We start from the raw sequence: 18,165 nt of genomic DNA on the forward strand, positions 1-18,165 counted from the left end.
TCAAAAGGAAGAAATTGGTGCTAGTAAAATTAAATAGAAAAATGTATAATTAATTTTGAATTTTACATATTTGTCAAATTTAGTCTTACAAAAAAAAGAATTTTTTCTTATCATAGTCATATTTTTTTTGACTCAAGGTATACTATATCTTGTAGTTTAATTTTTTATCAAATAAGAGGAGATGAAAACGATGAGTAAGCGATTGATACAAAGTCTGGCTCTAACCACACTGTTAACCATGAGCACACTGCCCATACAAGCGACCGATATCGTAATACCAGAAATCGAGATATCCGAAATCGCGATACCAGATACCGACACTTCAGAGATTGCGGCTCCTGATACAGACACTCCAGAGACTGCGGCTCCAGATACCGACGCTCCAGAGACTGCGGCTCCAGATACCGATGCTCCAGAGACTGCGGCTCCAGATACCGATGCTCCAGAGACTGCAACTCCAGATACCGATGCTCCAGAAACTGCGGCTCCAGATACAGACACTCCAGATACCGCAATTCCGAATACCGATACTCCAGATACCGCGGTCCCAAGTACCGATACTCCTGATACCGCCATTCCTGCTACCGATACCCCGGACACTGCCATTCCAAATACCGATACCCCCGACACTGTAATTCCAAATACCGATACCCCCGACACCGCAATACCCGAATTAGACATTCCAGAAACTGTGGTTCCAGAATTCGAAATTTCTGGGGCTACAACTTCATCTGCTACTGATGGCGATGTAACTTCCGATGCGCTTGCAGTTACCGATGACGATGCGAACTCTGATTCATCTGCTACCGATGGCGATGCGAACTCTGATTCATCTGCTAACGATGGCGATGCAACCTCATCTGCTAACGACGGCGATGCGAACTCATCTGCTAACGATGGCGATGCGAACTCTGATTCATCTGCTAACGATGGCGATACGAACTCATCTGCTACCGATGGCGATACAACCTCATCTGCTACTGATGACGATGCGAACTCATCTGCTAACGACGGCGATGCGAACTCATCTGCTAACGATGGCGATGCGAACTCTGATTCATCTGCTAACGATGGCGATACAAACTCATCTGCTACCGATGGCGATACAAACTCATCTGCTACTGATGGCGATGCAATCTCATCTGCTACTGATGGCGATGCAACCTCATCTGCTACTGATGGCGATGCGAACTCCGATTCATCTGCTACTGATGGCGATGTAACTTCCGATGCGCCTGCAGTTACCGATGGCGATGCGAACTCTGATTCATCTGCTAACGATGGCGATGTAACTTCCGATGCGCCTGCAGTTTCCGATGGTGATGCGAACTCCGATTCATCTGCTACCGATGGCGATACAACCTCATCTGCTACTGATGACGATGCAACCTCATCTGCTACTGACGGCGATGCGAACTCATCTGCTACCGACGGCGATGCAACCTCATCTGCTAACGATGGCGATGCGAACTCTGATTCATCTGCTACTGATGGCGATGTAACTTCCGATGCGCCTGCAGTTTCCGATGGCGATGCAAACTCATCTGCTACCGACGACGATGCGAACTCATCTGCTACCGACGACGATGCAAACTCATCTGCTACTGATGACGATGCGAACTCATCTGCTACTGATGGCGATGCAAACTCATCTGCTACCGACGGCGATGCGAACTCATCTGCTACCGACGGCGATGTAACTTCCGATGCGCCTGCAGTTTCCGATGGTGATGCGAACTCCGATTCAACTGCTAACGATGGCGATGTAACTTCCGATGCGCCTGCAGTTTCCGATGGTGATGCGAACTCCGATTCATCTGCTACCGATGGCGATGCAACCTCATCTGCTCCTGATGGCGATGCCACCTCATCTGCTTAACGATGGCGATGCGAACTCATCTGCTAACGATGGCGATGTAACCTCATCTGCTAACGATGGCGATGCAAACTCATCTGCTACCGATGGCGATGCGAACTCTGATTCATCTGCTACTGATGGCGATGTAAACTCATCTGCTACTGATGGCGATGCAAACTCATCTGCTACTGATGGCGATGCGAACTCATCTGCTACCGATGGCGATGCAAACTCATCTGCTAACGATGGCGATGCAACCTCATCTGCTAACGATGGCGATGCAACCTCATCTGCTAACGATGGCGATGCAACCTCATCTGCTAACGATGGCGATGCGAACTCATCTGCTACTGATGGCGATGCAAATTCATCTGCTACTGATGGCGATGTAACCTCATCTGCTACCGATGGCGATGCAAATTCATCTGCTACCGACGGCGATGCGAACTCATCTGCTACCGACGGCGATGCGAACTCATCTGCTACTGATGGCGATGCAAACTCATCTGCTAACGACGGCGATGCGAATTTCGATGCGCCTGTCATTGGTGTTCCTTCTATTGGTGTTCCTTCTATTGGTGTGCCTTCCATTGGTGTGCCTTCCATTGGTGTGTTGACTCCTAATGATTCAATTCCTGTAGTTGCCATTCCTGGTGAATTTGATGCCGAGTTCATTCCCGAGTTTTCGTTCACTCCAACTATTTATCACTTCCTTCAACCGTCTGGCGCACGAACTTTGTTGCCTTTAGAACAACATTTTGGCGATGCAGATTTAAGCACTATGTTTTTTGATGAGCACTCTGATTGGTAGTCGCGACCAATTAGATTACACCAACAAACGCTATATTATAGAAGTAAAAACGATCAATCTAGAAAAACTCTTTGTTCCAAAGCTTGTGAATCTCGATCTTGAAACTGATAATGCCGTAGAAAAAGTTGAGCTCGCGGTTAACGGCTCCGAATACATTCTCACTGTCCCTAACGAATATGCAGAAGTGGAAAATTTTGGATTAGGACTCACTCTCGATTCAGCGTTTGCAGATGCAGGATATACTGCTACTTTTTATAAGGGTATATTGGCAGCCGACGATGTCTTTGATGCTGTAATCGACGATCCAGACATTCACATCAGCAGCGCTATAAAAAATGGCTCCTACAATATTTCTGATTCGTCCGAGCTTACTATTTTATTAGAACAAGAAGGTGGTTTTAGAACTGTTTTGCATTACTTTTTATAAGGGTATATTGGCAGCCGACGATGTCTTTGATGCTGTAATCGACGATCCAGACGTTCACATCAGCAGCGCTATAAAAAATGGCTCCTACAATATTTCTGATTCGTCCGAGCTTACTATTTTATTAGAACAAGAAGGTGGTTTTAGAACTGTTTTGCATCCTGTAGTAGAACTTGTAATTAGCGAAAACAAAGCATTCGACGATATTGCGTACAGCATGTTATATGCTCAATTTAATGATCAGAGAGTTCAGGCGTCGCAGTCGTTCACTAGCAAGGTGGTTAATGGCGTCGAAACTGTAACTTACACTTTGGAAGATGATTTTGCGGCTTCTAACGATTTTTACATAGGCTTGAGTTATTTCGATGCTCAGCTTGATGACTACAACAACGAAAAAATTCAGAAAGTCGAAATAGTTTCGAGCGATGGAACAGTCTTAGGCGATGTTACTGATGAAGCTATAATTGCTAACGGAAATACTATGTGGGAGGAAGATGCTGGCTTTTTGTTTAACGGTGCTGGCGTAAACTTTTTAATTACCACCGATACTCGCGACTATCAATTGGCAGTGCGAATTAAAGGTGTGCAAGAGGCAGTTGCTAGAGACTTTAGGGTTACTGGAATTGCTGGAGTTGCAGAAGCATTTATTATGCCTGACGATGTGGATTCTATGTCTAAATATTATCAAACGATTTTTGTAGATGATACCGATTTGTCTTCTGTAAAGCTTAAGTTTTTGGCAAGCGAGGGGGCTAATGTTCAGACTGCAGCTGCCAAGTCTCAAATTAGCGGCATTTCTGCTGTAGGTGAAAACAATTCCCTCAACGCATTTACCAGCGTGGCTGCAGATAAAATCGATAGCATTGCAAAGATCAGGTTGATCGGCGATGGGGGTGGTGAAATTTCTGGAACTCTCACGCAGATAAAATCGATAGCATTGCAAAGATCAGGTTGATCGGCGATGGGGGTGGTGAAATTTCTGGAACTCTCACCATTACTGCAGATGATCAGGCACCTCAAGTTATTACGCTTAACGGCTTTGCGGCAAACTTAGCAATAACAACTGAGCAGCTCAAAACTGGATCTGCTTTTGTACCTTATACACAATTGATTCAAACCAATAATATTTCTAACGACATAGTTGCCAAATTCTCAATTATAGACGGTGAAAAACCTGACTGGCTAACGCTGGATCCAAATACTGGATATCTTCATGGAATGCCTAAAGCTGCAGGCGAACATACATTTATGGTAAAAGCCGAATTTAGTTCAGATGATGACAAATTTTCTGAATACGATTTGTCACCTTCTTACGCAAAGTTTACAATAACAACCTCAGAGGAATTAGTAAACGAAGATGGCATTCCTGTCGACTCGTTTGTTACTGATGGGTTCGAAATCAAAACTCCATTGCCAAAGATCGAGGAAATCAAAGATCATTCGATTAAATTGACAGGTGACATATCAGAAATTGTTGACGTATATATTGATGGACAAAAGTTAGTTAAAAATTCAGATTACAAAATTACTAGCTCTACAGAAGAGATTTCTATCACTATATTCTCCGATGTATTTGAAGATTTAAGCGAGGATGAGCACATAGTGGCCGCAGAATTTGTGGATGATACTGCTCATTGTGGACCCTGATGGCGACAAAGATGATGACAAAGACGACGACAAAGACGACGACAGTGATATCTCCACTTAAACCTACGCCAGCAAAACCAACTGTTACAACCACTCCGACCGCTCCAACTGCTCCGCTTCCTCCTATTAGTATCAAAAAGGACGTTTCTCCAAGTGCTTGGTACTATAACGATGTGAAATGGATTTATGAGCAAGGGTTGATGTTTGGCCTATCTGTTGACCAATTCGGAATCGGCGTTCATAGCACTAGAGGTTCTATTGCTAATGTATTAGCGCTTCATGGAAATATCGATTTAACAAAATATCCTTCGTCATTGCGTTGGTTTGACAGTTCCATGAAGTGGGCTTCAGAGTATAAATTATTTGGCTCTGATATAGCAGATGGGGCAACGCCTCTAACTAGAGAGTCTATGGCTGTTCTCATCAACAACTATTTAAAATATCAGGGATTTGTATTGCCAAAAGCTTCCGCTACAACTAAATTTACCGATATCAAAAATTTATCAGCAGAAAAACAAAACGCTATCAAAATTGCGAATCAGCTGGGATTACTTTCCGGAAAAAGTGCGACTACAATGGCGCCCAAAGATTTAGTAACGATGGAAGAAGTCGCGGCTATTGTTCACAGAGTTGATTCCCTATTATTACCAAAGACGATTGCTCACAATTAATATGAATACGGAACTGCGGCATCTGCTGCAGTCTCCATGATATTTGATATATAAAAACGAGGAGGGTTTAAAGTGAAGAAAAAATTTAGTTATCTACTTGCCGGAGCTTTGCTATTACAATCGATGGCAACTGTCTCCCCTACTTTTGCTTTTACCGAAGATATTGCAATTTTATCTGACACCGATGCGGACATAACTTTTAACGTCGAAGCATTTATTCCACCAGAAGAGCGCGTAAAAGCATCATAGCTGATAATGGATTCGACAGCAACAATATTACTGTCATCAAGCGGCAGCTCTGCGAGTTCAATAATCTCAGAAATAGTAACATCAGAGTGCTCATCAAAAAACATAGTGCTTAAATCTGCATCGCCAAAATGTTGTTCTAAAGGCAACAAAGTTCGTGCGCCAGACGGTTGAAGGAAGTGATAAATAGTTGGAGTGAACGAAAACTCGGGAATGAACTCGGCATCAAATTCACCAGGAATGGCAACTACAGGAATTGAATCATTAGGAGTCAACACACCAATGGAAGGCACACCAATAGAAGGAACACCAATAGAAGGAACACCAATAGAAGGAACACCAATTGGCAAAAATACAACTTCTATCGGAGACACAGTTTTTTATAACACCGTTAGGTTATCGCATATTGATTTTGGAGACTCATTAATTAGCATTGGCGAGCTGACCTTTGCAAACTGCGACTCTCTAACTTCGATGACGTTTCCCAAAACTTTGGAGGTACTTGGCGAGGCCGCGTTTTATCACTGTGGTCAGTTAGCTAACGTATTATTTGCTGCTGGCTCGGATATGATTATTGGCGATAATGCGTTTAGCACTTGTGTTAAGCTGACTTCTATCAATATTCCATCCCGAGTTAAATCCATCGGAACTGCAGCATTCAACAATTGCGTCTCTCTCATAAATGTAACATTTGAGGAGGGTATCGAGGCTATTGATCAAGCTGCATTTATGGGTACCAAAATTACCACTCTCACATTGCCACACTCTCTAAAGCATACTGATTGGGCTTTTTATAATCTAACTACTCTCACATCGGTAACCCTTCCTTCTGATGCAGTAGCTATAGGTGAACATATGTTCGAAAATTGTATTAGACTAGCTTCTATTAATATACCAACTTCGGTTCGAGAAATCGGCGACTCTGCTTTCGAAGGATGCGCTTCGTTAACCCAAGTCAAAATTCCAGAGAGCGTTACCAAACTGGGCAAGGGAGCATTTCAAGATTGCATACATCTTGTTTCTATAAATATTCCAGCAGGCGTGAGTGTTATTTCAGACTATCTGTTCAGCGGATGCCTTGCTTTAGAAGCTGTGCCTATAAGCGACAAAATTACCTCCATCGGCAACTGGGCATTCTACCGCTGCGAAACTATTTCTGAACTAAACATTCCATCTTCTGTAAAAACGATTGGCTCTTCTGCCTTTAGAAGTATGGATAGCTTGCTCGAGCTTTCGTTGCCAGATTCTGTTACATCACTTGGTTCGTACGCTTTTATGGATGCTACCAATCTCAACAAAATTAAACTTTCGAAGGGCACATTTTATAACTGCTCTTCGCTATCAGAAATTACTATTCCAGATAGCGTGACCACTCTTTCTAACGAAGCATTTAGGAATGCACACAACCTTCATACGATATCGTTGCCTGCAAATTTAATTAATGCTGGAGAAGATATTTTTAGAGATTGCGACAACTTGGGTACCGTGTTATTTGCTGGTAATGCCGCACAATGGCGCAACTTAGAAATCCAACTCCCAGAGTTCACTATGTTGATATGCTCTGGAGATACTGATGTGGATGTTGAAACCGATTGGCTAGAAATTGAGGGAATTGTCGGTGGAAGAATTAAATTTAATAAAGAAGTTGGGGCTATTACTGATGCGGAGTTTTCTGTCACCTCTGCCAATATTCCAGCTCAGATCGACGGGGTGGATGTAGTGGCAATTACTTCCAATGCATTTCGAGGTTGCTCTAATCTTAAATCTATTTCGATGCCAGAATCGATTACATATATTGGCGCCAATGCATTTCGAGGATGTAGCTTCTTAGAAGAAGTCAATTTCTCATCCAACCTATCCAACCTAAGTTATCTTGGCGAATGGAGTTTTGCATTTTGCGATGCTCTCACTTCTGTAGATATACCTAGTCAAAAACTCACCGTTGTTCAGGAGGCGGCTTTCTATGCTTGTATAAACCTACGCGATGTTGTGCTTCCAGATTCTGTTGTTCATATTGATAGTGGTGCATTCCAATATTGTACAGATCTAGTTAATTTAACGTTACCATATGAGTTAAAAGAAATTACTGCCTATGCATTCAAGGGGTGCTCGAGCTTGCTATCGATCAAATTTCCGAATAACCTTGGCAAAATCGATCGCCTAGCATTTGAGGATTGTACTAGTTTAGAGTCTATTGCATTGCCAGTTAGCATTCACACTATAGAAGATGATGCCTTCAAAAGTACTGCAGTTAAGACTATCCACTATGCTGGCTCAGAATCGATGTGGGTTAACACCAAAATTAAGTTAGATGATGCTGGATTTTCAAATACGGTTAAGCTACTCTATAGCAGTAACGACCCCGATATAGTTCAACCGCCTACTATTTGGATTGAAGTTGATGGCATTGAAGGCGGTAAAATCGAATTCGATACCAAAACTGGGAGCATTCTCGATGCTGAGACAACGATCACCTCTGCAAACATTCCGTCTGTAATTAATGGGGTTACTGTCAAAAAAATTGATTCCTATGCATTTTCGCTGTGCAATCAGTTAACTTCCGTTACAATCCCATCATCTATAACTGCTATGCAAAACTATGCTTTTAAGGATTGCACCAGCTTGGAAACTGTTACTATAATCTCGACGAAGCTAGACAAAATCTCTCTTCAAACTACCACTATAGTATCTCCCGAAATTGATGCCATTGCTAATTTACAAGGCGTTCAATTGATTGGTCATGGCGCGTTTTGGGGCTGTTCTAATCTCAAAAATGTAACCTTGGCAGAGAGTGTTATTAAAATAGGCAATAGCGTTTTCGAAGACTGTGTGAGTCTCGAATATTTGGCTCTACCTCCATATGTTACAGAACTTGGCTCGAGATCATTTTGGAATTGTCCAAACCTCGGGCGCATCGATTTTGGAGGCACTCAAGCAGTGTGGGACTCATTTGCTGCAACGACTGATCCGCACACCACGGTTGTTTGCAATGATACAGTAGAATCTCAATTTATTACAGTTGACGGAGTGATCGGTGGTGGAGTGAAATTTGCAAATGGAGTCATTGTAGATGTTGAAGATACCGTCACCTCTGCCGATATTCCTAGCCAAATTAATGGTGAAGACGTCGTCGAGATCGGTGCGGCGGCCTTCTACAATGCGAAGCTGGTAACGGACATAACATTGCCCAATACTATAACTCGCATCGGAGATAGCGCATTTACAAATTGTGAAGCACTTACCTCAATAACAATTCCAGCTTCTTTTACGACTGGTGGCGTAAAAGCATTCAACGGGTGCGACAGCCTAGAGACTATATATTTTGAAGGATCACGAGCTGAGTGGAATGACGCCGGCCTTATTGCTCCCCAAAATACTGCAATCCACTATGGAATAACCGAAAATTGGGTATCTTTACCAGGAATAGAAGGTGGCAAAATTAAGTTTGATTTCAAAACAGGTACCATTACCGATGCAGAAGAAACCATTACTTCTGCAGTCATCCCAGAATTTATCGTAGACGGCGTTATGCTCATGGATGGCTTTAACACAATTGATGTTCGAGTTAATGCTATTGCAAACGACGCTTTTAAAAATTGTACTCAACTAACGACACTAGCTCTTCCTATAGGATTGCAATCAATCGGAGAAGCTGCGTTTGTAAACACAGCGCTCGAAACCATGATTATCCCCGATTCTGTCACACAAATCGCTCCCTCAATTGTACAAGGCAACACAACAATACAAACTATTTACTATGGCGGATCTCTAGACAAGTGGAAATTATTTAATATCGATATACGAGATAATGTTGTTATAATTTCAGATAATATTGGACCAATCGATCCCAATGAGTTTGTTCGAGTGCCGGGCATAGAAGGTGGCAAAATTAAGTTTAACGCTAGCACGGGCGCAATCACCGACGCAGAAAATTCCATCACTATTGCCAACATTCCTGCAGCCCTAAACGGAATAGCCGTTACTACTATCGGTCCAGAAGTATTTCAGCGCAATACAAATTTGGTGGAGCTCACCTTGCCAGATAGCATAACAACAATCGGTAAAGAGGCATTCCAATTTTGCGATGCTCTCACAAATGTTACCATCCCAGCTAGCGTTAAATCCATAGGCGATTTTGCGTTTGCAAGATCCAAAGCTTTAACAGAAATAACTTTACAATCCACCGACGCCGATATTGACCTCTCTACATTTTGGAATCCATATATCGACTCCACAATATATTTTGCGGGTACCAAAGCAGAATGGCTAGCGTTTGATACCGGGATCTCTGTAAAAACCGCAATGGCATTTGATGGTAATACAACAGCAGATGAAGAATGGAATACGCTACATCCAGTAGAAGGAATTTTAGGCGGTGGAGTCAAGTTTGATAAAGAGTCAGGCACAATCACTGCTGCGGAATCCACAATCACTGCAGCAACCATCCCGGGTCAAATCGCCGGTGTTGCAGTTACCGCAATTGGCAATTCAGCTTTTAGATGGAACTTTTCTCTCACTGAAGTTGTGCTTCCAAACACAGTAACCAAAATCGGGCATCAAGCTTTCTATGATAATAGTGACAAGCTAAAGACAATGCTTCTTCCAGACTCTATAACATCTATTGGCGAGCAAGCATTTGCGTTTTGCGACGGCCTAACCGACATCACGCTTCCAGATTCACTGCAAATTCTCGAACCCAATACATTCTACGGTTGTACCAATCTATCTAAAGTAAAATTACCATCGATGCTAGTTTCGATCGGTCTCAATGCTTTTTACAATACGGCAATCGAGGAATTAGCGATTCCGGCATCCGTCAATAAAATCAGTACGTCTTCATCTCTCGCAAACACAACATTTCCAGAGAGTATAACGACAATTTATTTTGCCGGAACCGAAGAAGCGTGGAACAACTTAAAAACCAGACTTGCAGCTACTACAACTGTGTACTTTGAACATTTAGGACCTATTGATCCAGACGATTGGATTGCAATACCTGGTGCTGTAGATGGCAAAATTAAATTTAATCCAGCAACGGGGCAAATAACAGCTGTCCAACATACAATAACATCTCTCAAAATTCCAGAAACTATCAACAACATTGCAGTCACATCGCTTGCTAACAACCTCTTCGTCGATGCCAATACACTCGAAACTGTAATTTTACCAAAAGGCATTCAAGTCGGCGCTGATGCGTTATGGGCAAACGAGATAACAGTCTATTACGCAGGTACCGCGCAAGAGTGGGTAGCCCTCAACGCCTCGCTTCCATTTGATGCTTCGATTATTTTAGAGAGCGATGGACCAGACGATCTAACATTCAGCGATGAACTTCAACCAACATATTCTGTAATGGGGCAAAATGTTAAATTTGACAAAAACACCGGAACCATCGTTTCGGCAAATCCACTAATAGCAGATGGCACCATTCCAGCAGTTGTTGACGGTATAAAAGTTACCGCTATCGGAGCATCCGCATTCCGTGGCAACAGCGCACTAACCAAGGTGACAATTCCGCAAGGTATAGAGTCCGTTGGCGCATCAGCTTTTGCTGCAAGTCCAAACTTGACCACCGTCATAATACCGCTATTAACTTCTGCTGCATCCAATATCTTTGCAGACTGCCCTTCATTAGCAACGATATATTTTGAAGGCACGCAAGCCCAATGGTCAGCGTTGGGGATCAGCATTCCATCTTCTGTACAAATAAATTATGAGCGATACCCAATTTCTGCAGATGCGTGGCGAGATGTTGCAGGCATTGTGGGTGGCTCCATAAAATTTGATGAAGACACGGGCACTATCACCGATGCTCAGGATACCATCACAACTGCCAACATTCCTGCTAAAATAAATGGGGCTACAGTATTAGAAATCGGATCGGGAGCATTCGAAAATCTCACAGCACTAACCAATGTTCGCATCCCGTATGGCGTAACCACAATTTCGGACAATGCCTTTAAAGGTACTGGGCTAGTTAGCATTGTACTTCCAGAATCCGTCACATCTGCTGCAGCAGACATTTTTGCCAACTGCGAAAACTTGGCAACTATATATTTTGGAGGAACTGAAGCTGAGTGGCTTTCGTTGGGAGTATCGTTATCTTCAAACACAATTGTAGTTTATGAGAGCCAAGGGCCTATTGATCCAGATGCGTGGCTAACAGTTGAAGGCATCGAGGGTGGTAGAATCAAAATTGATAACGGCGTAATCACAACAGCTGAGGATGGCATAACTATTGCAAATATTCCAGAAATTGTCAACGGAATACGCGTTACTGCTATCGATTCAAACGCATTTTATCAGCATGCAACGCTTGTGGAGCTCACTATCCCAGCAAGCATCACCGTAATCGAGTCTAGCGCATTTGCATCTAGTCCAAAGCTCACGAAAGTCACATTCTCAGAAGGCGTAACCGAAGTAAAATTGCGTGCCTTTGATAAGTGCGACAGTTTAGAAACTCTGATATGGCCAAAATCACTTGTTACAGTTGGCGATGCGGCATTCGACTCCACTCCAAATTTGAGCCTGATCTATTATGCAGGAACACAAGCCGAGTGGGACGCATTAGCAGTGGATATTCCAGAGAGCGTAACAGTTGTAGTAGGCAGTACTGGGCCTATCGATCCAAATGCCTGGATTGCTATCGAAGGAGTTGTAGGCGGTCAGATCAAATTTAACGAAGCAACTGGAGCGATCACAGAAGTAGAGGAGAGCGTCACCTCCGCGGTTATTCCGGAAAAAATCAACGGTGTAACTGTCGTTGCAATAGCAGATAGCGCATTCTCGAAGGCCCTACGAATTTCCAAAGTAACTTTGCCTAACACAATTACTACAATTGGCGATCGTGCATTCGAAAATTGCGGCAACTTAAAAGAGATCACGCTTCCAACCTCATTAACTTCAATTGGCGCATATGCATTCCACGACTGCGACGAATTGAGAGAACTAGACTTGCCATCTGGCATCACCAGCATTGGCGAAGCGGCATTCAAAAACTGTGCATACATTAAAACAATTTCGATTCCAGAAGGCGTTACCGAGTTAGCCAAAGATTTATTTTACAGCTGCGATAGGCTAGAAACCATCATTATCTCTGGGCCAGTTACCCAAATAGCAGACGGAGTTTTTGGCAACCTAGATAAACTAGATACGATCTTCTTTGGCAACGAGCGAAATATTTGGAATTCATTTGACATCCACGTTCCAAACGATGCCCTAGTAATTTTCCGAACTGCTGCAGCAACAACAGATCCTGATGATCCCGACGAAGTGATCGACCCAGAAGATTTAATTGGACCAGAAGCGTGGCTTACTGTTGACGGAATCGAAGGCGGAATGATTCAATTTGATTCTCAAACTGGGCAAATTTTAGCAACCGATGGGGCCATAACTAAAGCACACATTCCGGCCGAAATCAACGGTGTTGCTGTTACAAGCATCGGAAACTATGCATTCTACGATCGTTCTACACTCAAGGAGCTTAGCATTCCGGATTCGGTAACTTATATCGGAGACAATGCATTTGTTAACTGCTATTCGTTGGCAGAAGTAAACATTCCAGCAGGCGTTGAGTATATTGGTGATAGCGCGTTCTACAACTGCCGTAGCCTCACATCGATCAGTCTTCCTGAGTCTGTCACACAAATTTCATACCGCACTTTCTACGGATGCTCTCGCTTAGAATCAATCAACATTCCTGGAGTTACCGTTATTAATTCGTACGCATTTGCAGATTGTCACAGTCTCGATGATCCTGACTTACCAGAGGGCCTAACATTTATTAGTGACTTTGCCTTTGCCGAATCCCGCGGATTAACAACACTCAATATTCCGGCAAATGTAGAATCCATAGGCAACAGCGCATTCATTGGATGCTCCAATCTAGAAACATTAAATTTGAACAGCAATTTGGCAACAATTGGCACTTCTGCATTCGAAAATTGTGTAAGTCTCGAATCCGTAGATTTCCCGGCTAATATAAGTAACATTGGAAGCAATGCCTTCGCTGGATGTCTGGCATTAACAGAGGTCACGCTTCCAGAGGGGCTACCTGACATTGCAGATGGAGTATTCTCATATTGTAATAATTTAGCAACTGTCACAATTCCATCAACTGTAACATCGATCGGTGACCACGTATTTGCGGCAACGGCACTTACGCGACTAGAGCTTCCTGCAGGGCTAACATACCTAGGCTATGACGTCTTCGCGAATATTGAAGCGTTGGAAATTTCATTCTTAGGTACTGCAGCTGAATGGAATGCATTGGGCAGAGAATTGCCTGATGGTGTTACTATTACAACCAATTAAATGCTTTCCTTTTATATGCTCTCCTTCGGGAGAGTTTTTTGCATCAAAAAAGACACCCCATTAAGAGGGTGCCCTTTGTTTAAACAGTTCGTTCCACATTTAGCATAATGTCGAGAATCTCTTTATCGGTGCCATGCATACCGTATTTTCCAAGTCTTCCTATGGCAGCTATTGTAGCTTCTATATCATCTTTTAAAATTCCGGTGCGTGGTCGATAACTTTGATTTTCCATAGCCAAATGATGCGCCATGATTGCGGCGTCGAGGCTTGATGCTATTTTGGCACCGCAAGAGGCTTTTGCCCCATCGCATACAATTCCAGAAACGTTTGCCAGTGTATTTGTGATTGTCATATTAATTTGATCTAAAGTTCCATTTGATAAATATGTCATAGCCGCTCCACTAGCGCAAGACGCACTAACCACCCCGCAAAACGCACTTAGTCTTCCTATTAGCGTCTTTTGATGAATCGTAATTAAATTTGAAAAGACCAATCCGCGATAAAGTTTTTCTTGATTAATTCCCATTTCTTCTGCATACATAACGATAGGAATAGACGATGCCATACCTTGGTTTCCGCTGCCGGAATTGGTAACTACTGGTAAAGCGCTTCCGCTCATTCGTGCTTCCGACCCTGCAGCAGTATAAGCTTTAATCTTTCTATCAAGACCGCCATCTCCGTGTGATCTCAATATAACTTTACCAATACCCAGTCCGTATTTTCCAGTTAAGCCTTCTTGCGCCATTGCCATATTGTATTCAATCTGCAAGTCGAGTAGGTCCTTAACCTCTGCTATTTCAACGGTATTTGCAAATTCATATATTCTACAAACGCTTAGATTATCTCGATTAGTAAATTTCCCAAGGTATTTATTATTATCTGGCTCATAAAATAACACTTGCCCATCCTTTGTGATTTTGCTTATATGAGTATGCGCTTCTGTTATTTCTGCAGTTGCCACATGCTCGCCCTTATAGACTTCCACTATCACATGTAACAATAATGAACTATCTAGATGTAACACCGTACAAAATTTCGTCAACAACTGTTGGAATGGTGCCATCTGCTATTAGTGGATTTGCCGAAACGATGGTTCCGGTGTTTTTGTCAAATTTAACATTTTGCCCCATTACAGAATATGTTGGTTGAAGTTCATCGCTGAATGTTAGATCGTCTGGCCCATCGCTCTCTAAAATAATCGAAGCATCAAATGGAAGCGAGGCGTTGAGGGCTACCCACTCTTGCGCGGTACCTGCGTAATAGACTGTTATCTCGTTTGCCCATAACGCATCAGCGCCGACTTGAATGCCTTTTGGTAAAATTAGTGGAGTTCCCAGTACACTTTGCCTCTGATGCCGCAAGTTGGATCGGAGTATTTGTTAACGATGTGTACGAAAACTTTTTCGTTTTTGAAGAACTTGGTTACAGGCACAGTAATATTGCCGCCCTGTGGATCAGCAAATTTTATAATTTCTTGAGAAATACCAAGTCTAGGCTGAACATTAGGCCACACATTGCGATCGTGCTCAATGGAGATCTCGGTATCGCCAGTGACATTTTCGATAATGATGCGTACTTCTTTTTCGCCGACATAATCTGGAATGAGCAATCGGGTAGTGTATTTAGCGTAGCCATAGTCATCTGCAAAGATTTCGCTAAGATGATCGGTGCCGAATTTAAACGGAATGCTAGTGTTCATATCATCGTAATTGACTCTTGCGGCAACATCAACGTCTAGTGTAATAGGCCAAACTCTAAAATTAGGAAGATCCATTTTATCAGTTTGAACAGGAAGCTGAGCTGTTGGAACGGTTAGGAAGTCGCATTCGAATGTTGCGGACATGTCACCGTTGGTTGCAGTAACCTTGATTGGAGCATCTTTAGAGTCCTGTCTTGCGATAATTTGCAAAAGTCCGGAATTTAAATTGTGAGTATTGGCAACAACAGAAGTTTGATCTAGTGGATCGCCATTGCTTGCGCCGAGTAATGTGCCGTTTTCGACGGTATGCGAGATAGCAATTTTACTGTTTGGTACAAAGTCACCGTTTGAATCGGTGGCAAATACGCGAAGAACTACAACACCATCGGAGTTTGGCTGATTGTCTGCAACTATATTGAGAGCTGCAGGATCTCCGGTAGTTTTGACTGTTGTACGTTTAACTTCGGCACCGTCTTTGTAGCCTATCGCAACGATTTCGCCAGGAGCAAATGGTACGCTCCATTCGTTTTGATCATATTTATTTGCAGGTTGCTTGCCAGCAGATATGCCGTTTACAATTAATTCTACTTCGTCTAAATTAGAATATGTCATAACGCGGATGGCTTCGCCTTCGTGACCAAACAGATTCCAATGCGGAAACAAATGAAGAACAGGCTCATCAAGCCAAAATGATTGCAACAAATAGAAGTTGTCTTTTTCGAAGCAGCAGCTATCGAGACCGCCACCCATATTGGTAAGTTGTGGATATTCGGCTTCGCCACGATATTCTATACCAGGCCAGTAGAATAGTCCGGCAACATAATTGCGAGTATCGACCTCTTTCCAGAAGCGTCTAAAAGATTCGCCAAAAGAAGGAAAATGTTCATCATAGGCAGTAACATTAAGAACAGTATCTGTAGGGAAATAGACACCTCTAGGATTTCGAGTAGCTCCAGCTTCTGTTACCATAATACATTTATCTGGATGAACTTCATGCGACTTATCGTAAAATTTGATAGCATAGTTGATGCTGAGAGTATCAGAAGATTCGGATGCGTGAGAGCCATAAAAACCGCCATTTAAAGCAAGAGTAACAGGACGAGTTTTGTCTAAGCGCTTAATAAACATCTTAATTTCTTCGAGGATATGCTTGCCAACAACGGTGCTCTGAGTAGGCTCTTCGTTTCCAGCAGACCACATAATAATGCTCGGGTGATTACGATCTCGCTTAACCATCGATTCGATTTGTAAGAACGCATCGTGACTAGTTTCAAACCAACGATTTTCATCCATAACGATCATACCGTATTTATCGCAAAGTTCGAGAATGTGAATCGAAGGATTATTGTGAGCGCAGCGATACGCATTAACACCCATTTCCTTAAGTTTCTTGATGCGAAACTCCTCGACAGCGGCGGGAACAGCAACACCCAGGCTGCCATGATCTTGATGGATGCAAACGCCTTTTACTTTAATTGGTTGATTGTTGATAAACAGCCCGTGATCTGCAGTAAAACGAACAGTTCTAAAACCGGTTTTGGTAGTGAGCTCATCAATAATTTCGCCATTTTCTACAACAGTAACGATAACAGTATATAAGAAAGGATTGTCAATGGACCATCTGGTAGCATCGGCGAAGGTGAAAACTTCGGAGTATGAAGCAACATCGCAAGGTGCAACAGAAAGATCATACTGACCAAGCTCGACAGTATTATTGTTTTCTTTTAGCGCATATTTTATAGTAACAGTTCGTGTAGCATCAGAATAATTTTCTAGCATACCACTAACATAAATATCAAAATCATCATCTTTAAGATTGACGCTATAAATAAAATTATCCCACCAATTTAGACGAAGGGCATCGGTTTTTTGAAGCCACACATTTCGGTAGATACCAGAGCCTTCATACCACCAACCCTCAAAGTCGGAGTTATCAATATATATAGCCAGAGTATTAATTTCGCCGATATGAGCTACTGCAGTAAAATCGACTTCAAAAGTATTATACATACTGGAGTTGGTGCCCATCAGGTGGCCATTTATCCAAATTTTGGAATTTTTACCGACACCTTCAAATATAAAAGAAAATCGCTTATTGGCGTCAGCGGAATCGAGTTTAAAATAACGTCGATACCAAGCATTGTTGCGTTTTAGAGAGCCGTGAGAGCCATTATGCTTATCGGAATAGTTGCCCTTGATAACAAAATCGTGAGGTAAAGTAACGTCTTCCCAATCGGCATCATAATAAGAAGTGCTCTCCGGGCCACGACCGCGAACAGTCTTGCTCATCATGTAAGTGTCTTGTTTAGACGAAATAGGATCTTTGGTAATATCACCTTCAAAAAATTTGTAACCAGTGTTCATCAAAATCTTTTCTCGCATTAGAAATCTCCTTTAAATAAAATTTGTGTAACTTGGAAATTATAACATTGTTGATATTAATATTATAGGCAATTGTGTAATAAGTTAGAGGAAATTTTGAAAGTAAACACGGAT

Annotated in this window: 11 protein-coding genes; 7 read left to right on the top strand and 4 right to left on the bottom strand. The window is 42.5% G+C overall.

Going from position 1 to position 18,165, the window contains the following annotated elements; translation table 11 throughout:
• The first annotated feature begins 190 nt into the window (after window positions 1-190).
• From PCY70_RS01205 to PCY70_RS01230, 6 genes are read left to right on the top strand one after another with little or no spacing between them, the layout of a single operon-like run.
• A complete protein-coding gene (locus PCY70_RS01205) occupies window positions 191-1,879 on the top strand; it encodes a hypothetical protein (RefSeq protein WP_305768125.1) in 1,689 nt (562 codons plus the stop codon).
• Entirely contained in the window at window positions 1,794-2,669 is an 876-nt protein-coding gene (locus PCY70_RS01210; RefSeq protein WP_305768126.1) for a hypothetical protein, read from the top strand. The genes PCY70_RS01205 and PCY70_RS01210 overlap by 86 nt, the downstream gene beginning before the upstream one ends.
• The gene (locus PCY70_RS01215) at window positions 2,650-3,096 is read left to right on the top strand and encodes a hypothetical protein (protein ID WP_305768127.1); all 447 of its coding nucleotides are present in this window, start codon (window positions 2,650-2,652) and stop codon (window positions 3,094-3,096) included. The genes PCY70_RS01210 and PCY70_RS01215 overlap by 20 nt, the downstream gene beginning before the upstream one ends.
• The gene (locus tag PCY70_RS01220; RefSeq protein WP_305768128.1) at window positions 3,062-4,048 is read left to right on the top strand and encodes a hypothetical protein; all 987 of its coding nucleotides are present in this window, start codon (window positions 3,062-3,064) and stop codon (window positions 4,046-4,048) included. Before PCY70_RS01215 ends, PCY70_RS01220 begins: the two co-directional genes overlap by 35 nt.
• Window positions 4,045-4,740 (top strand): putative Ig domain-containing protein, encoded by a 696-nt coding sequence (locus tag PCY70_RS01225; protein ID WP_305768129.1) that lies wholly within the window; start codon window positions 4,045-4,047, stop codon window positions 4,738-4,740. Before PCY70_RS01220 ends, PCY70_RS01225 begins: the two co-directional genes overlap by 4 nt.
• The gene (locus tag PCY70_RS01230; RefSeq protein ID WP_305768130.1) at window positions 4,740-5,411 is read left to right on the top strand and encodes an S-layer homology domain-containing protein; all 672 of its coding nucleotides are present in this window, start codon (window positions 4,740-4,742) and stop codon (window positions 5,409-5,411) included. The genes PCY70_RS01225 and PCY70_RS01230 overlap by 1 nt, the downstream gene beginning before the upstream one ends.
• A gap of 89 nt (window positions 5,412-5,500) precedes the next feature.
• Here the strand turns inward: PCY70_RS01230 and PCY70_RS01235 are convergent, their stop codons facing one another.
• On the bottom strand, window positions 5,501-6,007 hold the full coding sequence (locus tag PCY70_RS01235) for a hypothetical protein (RefSeq protein WP_305768131.1): 507 nt from the start codon (window positions 6,005-6,007) through the stop codon (window positions 5,501-5,503).
• On the opposite strand from PCY70_RS01235, the gene PCY70_RS01240 reads away from it, so the two are divergent.
• Complete coding sequence (locus PCY70_RS01240; RefSeq protein ID WP_305768132.1) at window positions 5,940-13,970, top strand: leucine-rich repeat domain-containing protein; 8,031 nt, start codon at window positions 5,940-5,942, stop codon at window positions 13,968-13,970. The genes PCY70_RS01235 and PCY70_RS01240 overlap by 68 nt on opposite strands.
• 79 nt (window positions 13,971-14,049) lie before the next feature.
• Here PCY70_RS01240 and PCY70_RS01245 read toward each other — a convergent pair whose 3' ends face one another.
• From PCY70_RS01245 to PCY70_RS01255, 3 genes are read right to left on the bottom strand one after another with little or no spacing between them, the layout of a single operon-like run.
• Window positions 14,050-14,994 carry an L-cysteine desulfidase family protein gene (locus PCY70_RS01245; RefSeq protein ID WP_305768133.1) on the bottom strand — a complete coding sequence of 315 codons (945 nt, stop codon included), beginning with the start codon at window positions 14,992-14,994 and terminating at the stop codon, window positions 14,050-14,052.
• Window positions 14,978-15,331: a hypothetical protein gene (locus tag PCY70_RS01250; protein ID WP_305768134.1), complete on the bottom strand. Its 354-nt coding sequence runs from the start codon at window positions 15,329-15,331 to the stop codon at window positions 14,978-14,980. Before PCY70_RS01250 ends, PCY70_RS01245 begins: the two co-directional genes overlap by 17 nt.
• Window positions 15,292-18,051 (bottom strand): glycoside hydrolase family 2 TIM barrel-domain containing protein, encoded by a 2,760-nt coding sequence (locus tag PCY70_RS01255; RefSeq protein WP_305768135.1) that lies wholly within the window; start codon window positions 18,049-18,051, stop codon window positions 15,292-15,294. The genes PCY70_RS01250 and PCY70_RS01255 overlap by 40 nt, the downstream gene beginning before the upstream one ends.
• Between the last annotated feature and the right edge of the window lie 114 nt (window positions 18,052-18,165).

Origin of the sequence: Candidatus Epulonipiscium viviparus, assembly GCF_030708075.1 — a bacterium.
Lineage (GTDB): Bacteria > Bacillota > Clostridia > Lachnospirales > Cellulosilyticaceae > Epulonipiscioides > Epulonipiscioides viviparus.

Excerpts from the sequence above, each read along its gene's own strand:
- PCY70_RS01205 (WP_305768125.1), top strand. The coding sequence starts at position 191 with ATGAGTAAGCGATTGATACAAAGTCTGGCTCTAACCACACTGTTAACC.
- PCY70_RS01255 (WP_305768135.1), bottom strand. The coding sequence starts at position 18,051 with ATGCGAGAAAAGATTTTGATGAACACTGGTTACAAATTTTTTGAAGGT.
- PCY70_RS01210 (WP_305768126.1), top strand. The coding sequence starts at position 1,794 with ATGGTGATGCGAACTCCGATTCATCTGCTACCGATGGCGATGCAACCT.
- PCY70_RS01215 (WP_305768127.1), top strand. The coding sequence starts at position 2,650 with ATGAGCACTCTGATTGGTAGTCGCGACCAATTAGATTACACCAACAAA.
- PCY70_RS01240 (WP_305768132.1), top strand. The coding sequence starts at position 5,940 with ATGGAAGGCACACCAATAGAAGGAACACCAATAGAAGGAACACCAATA.
- PCY70_RS01230 (WP_305768130.1), top strand. The coding sequence starts at position 4,740 with ATGGCGACAAAGATGATGACAAAGACGACGACAAAGACGACGACAGTG.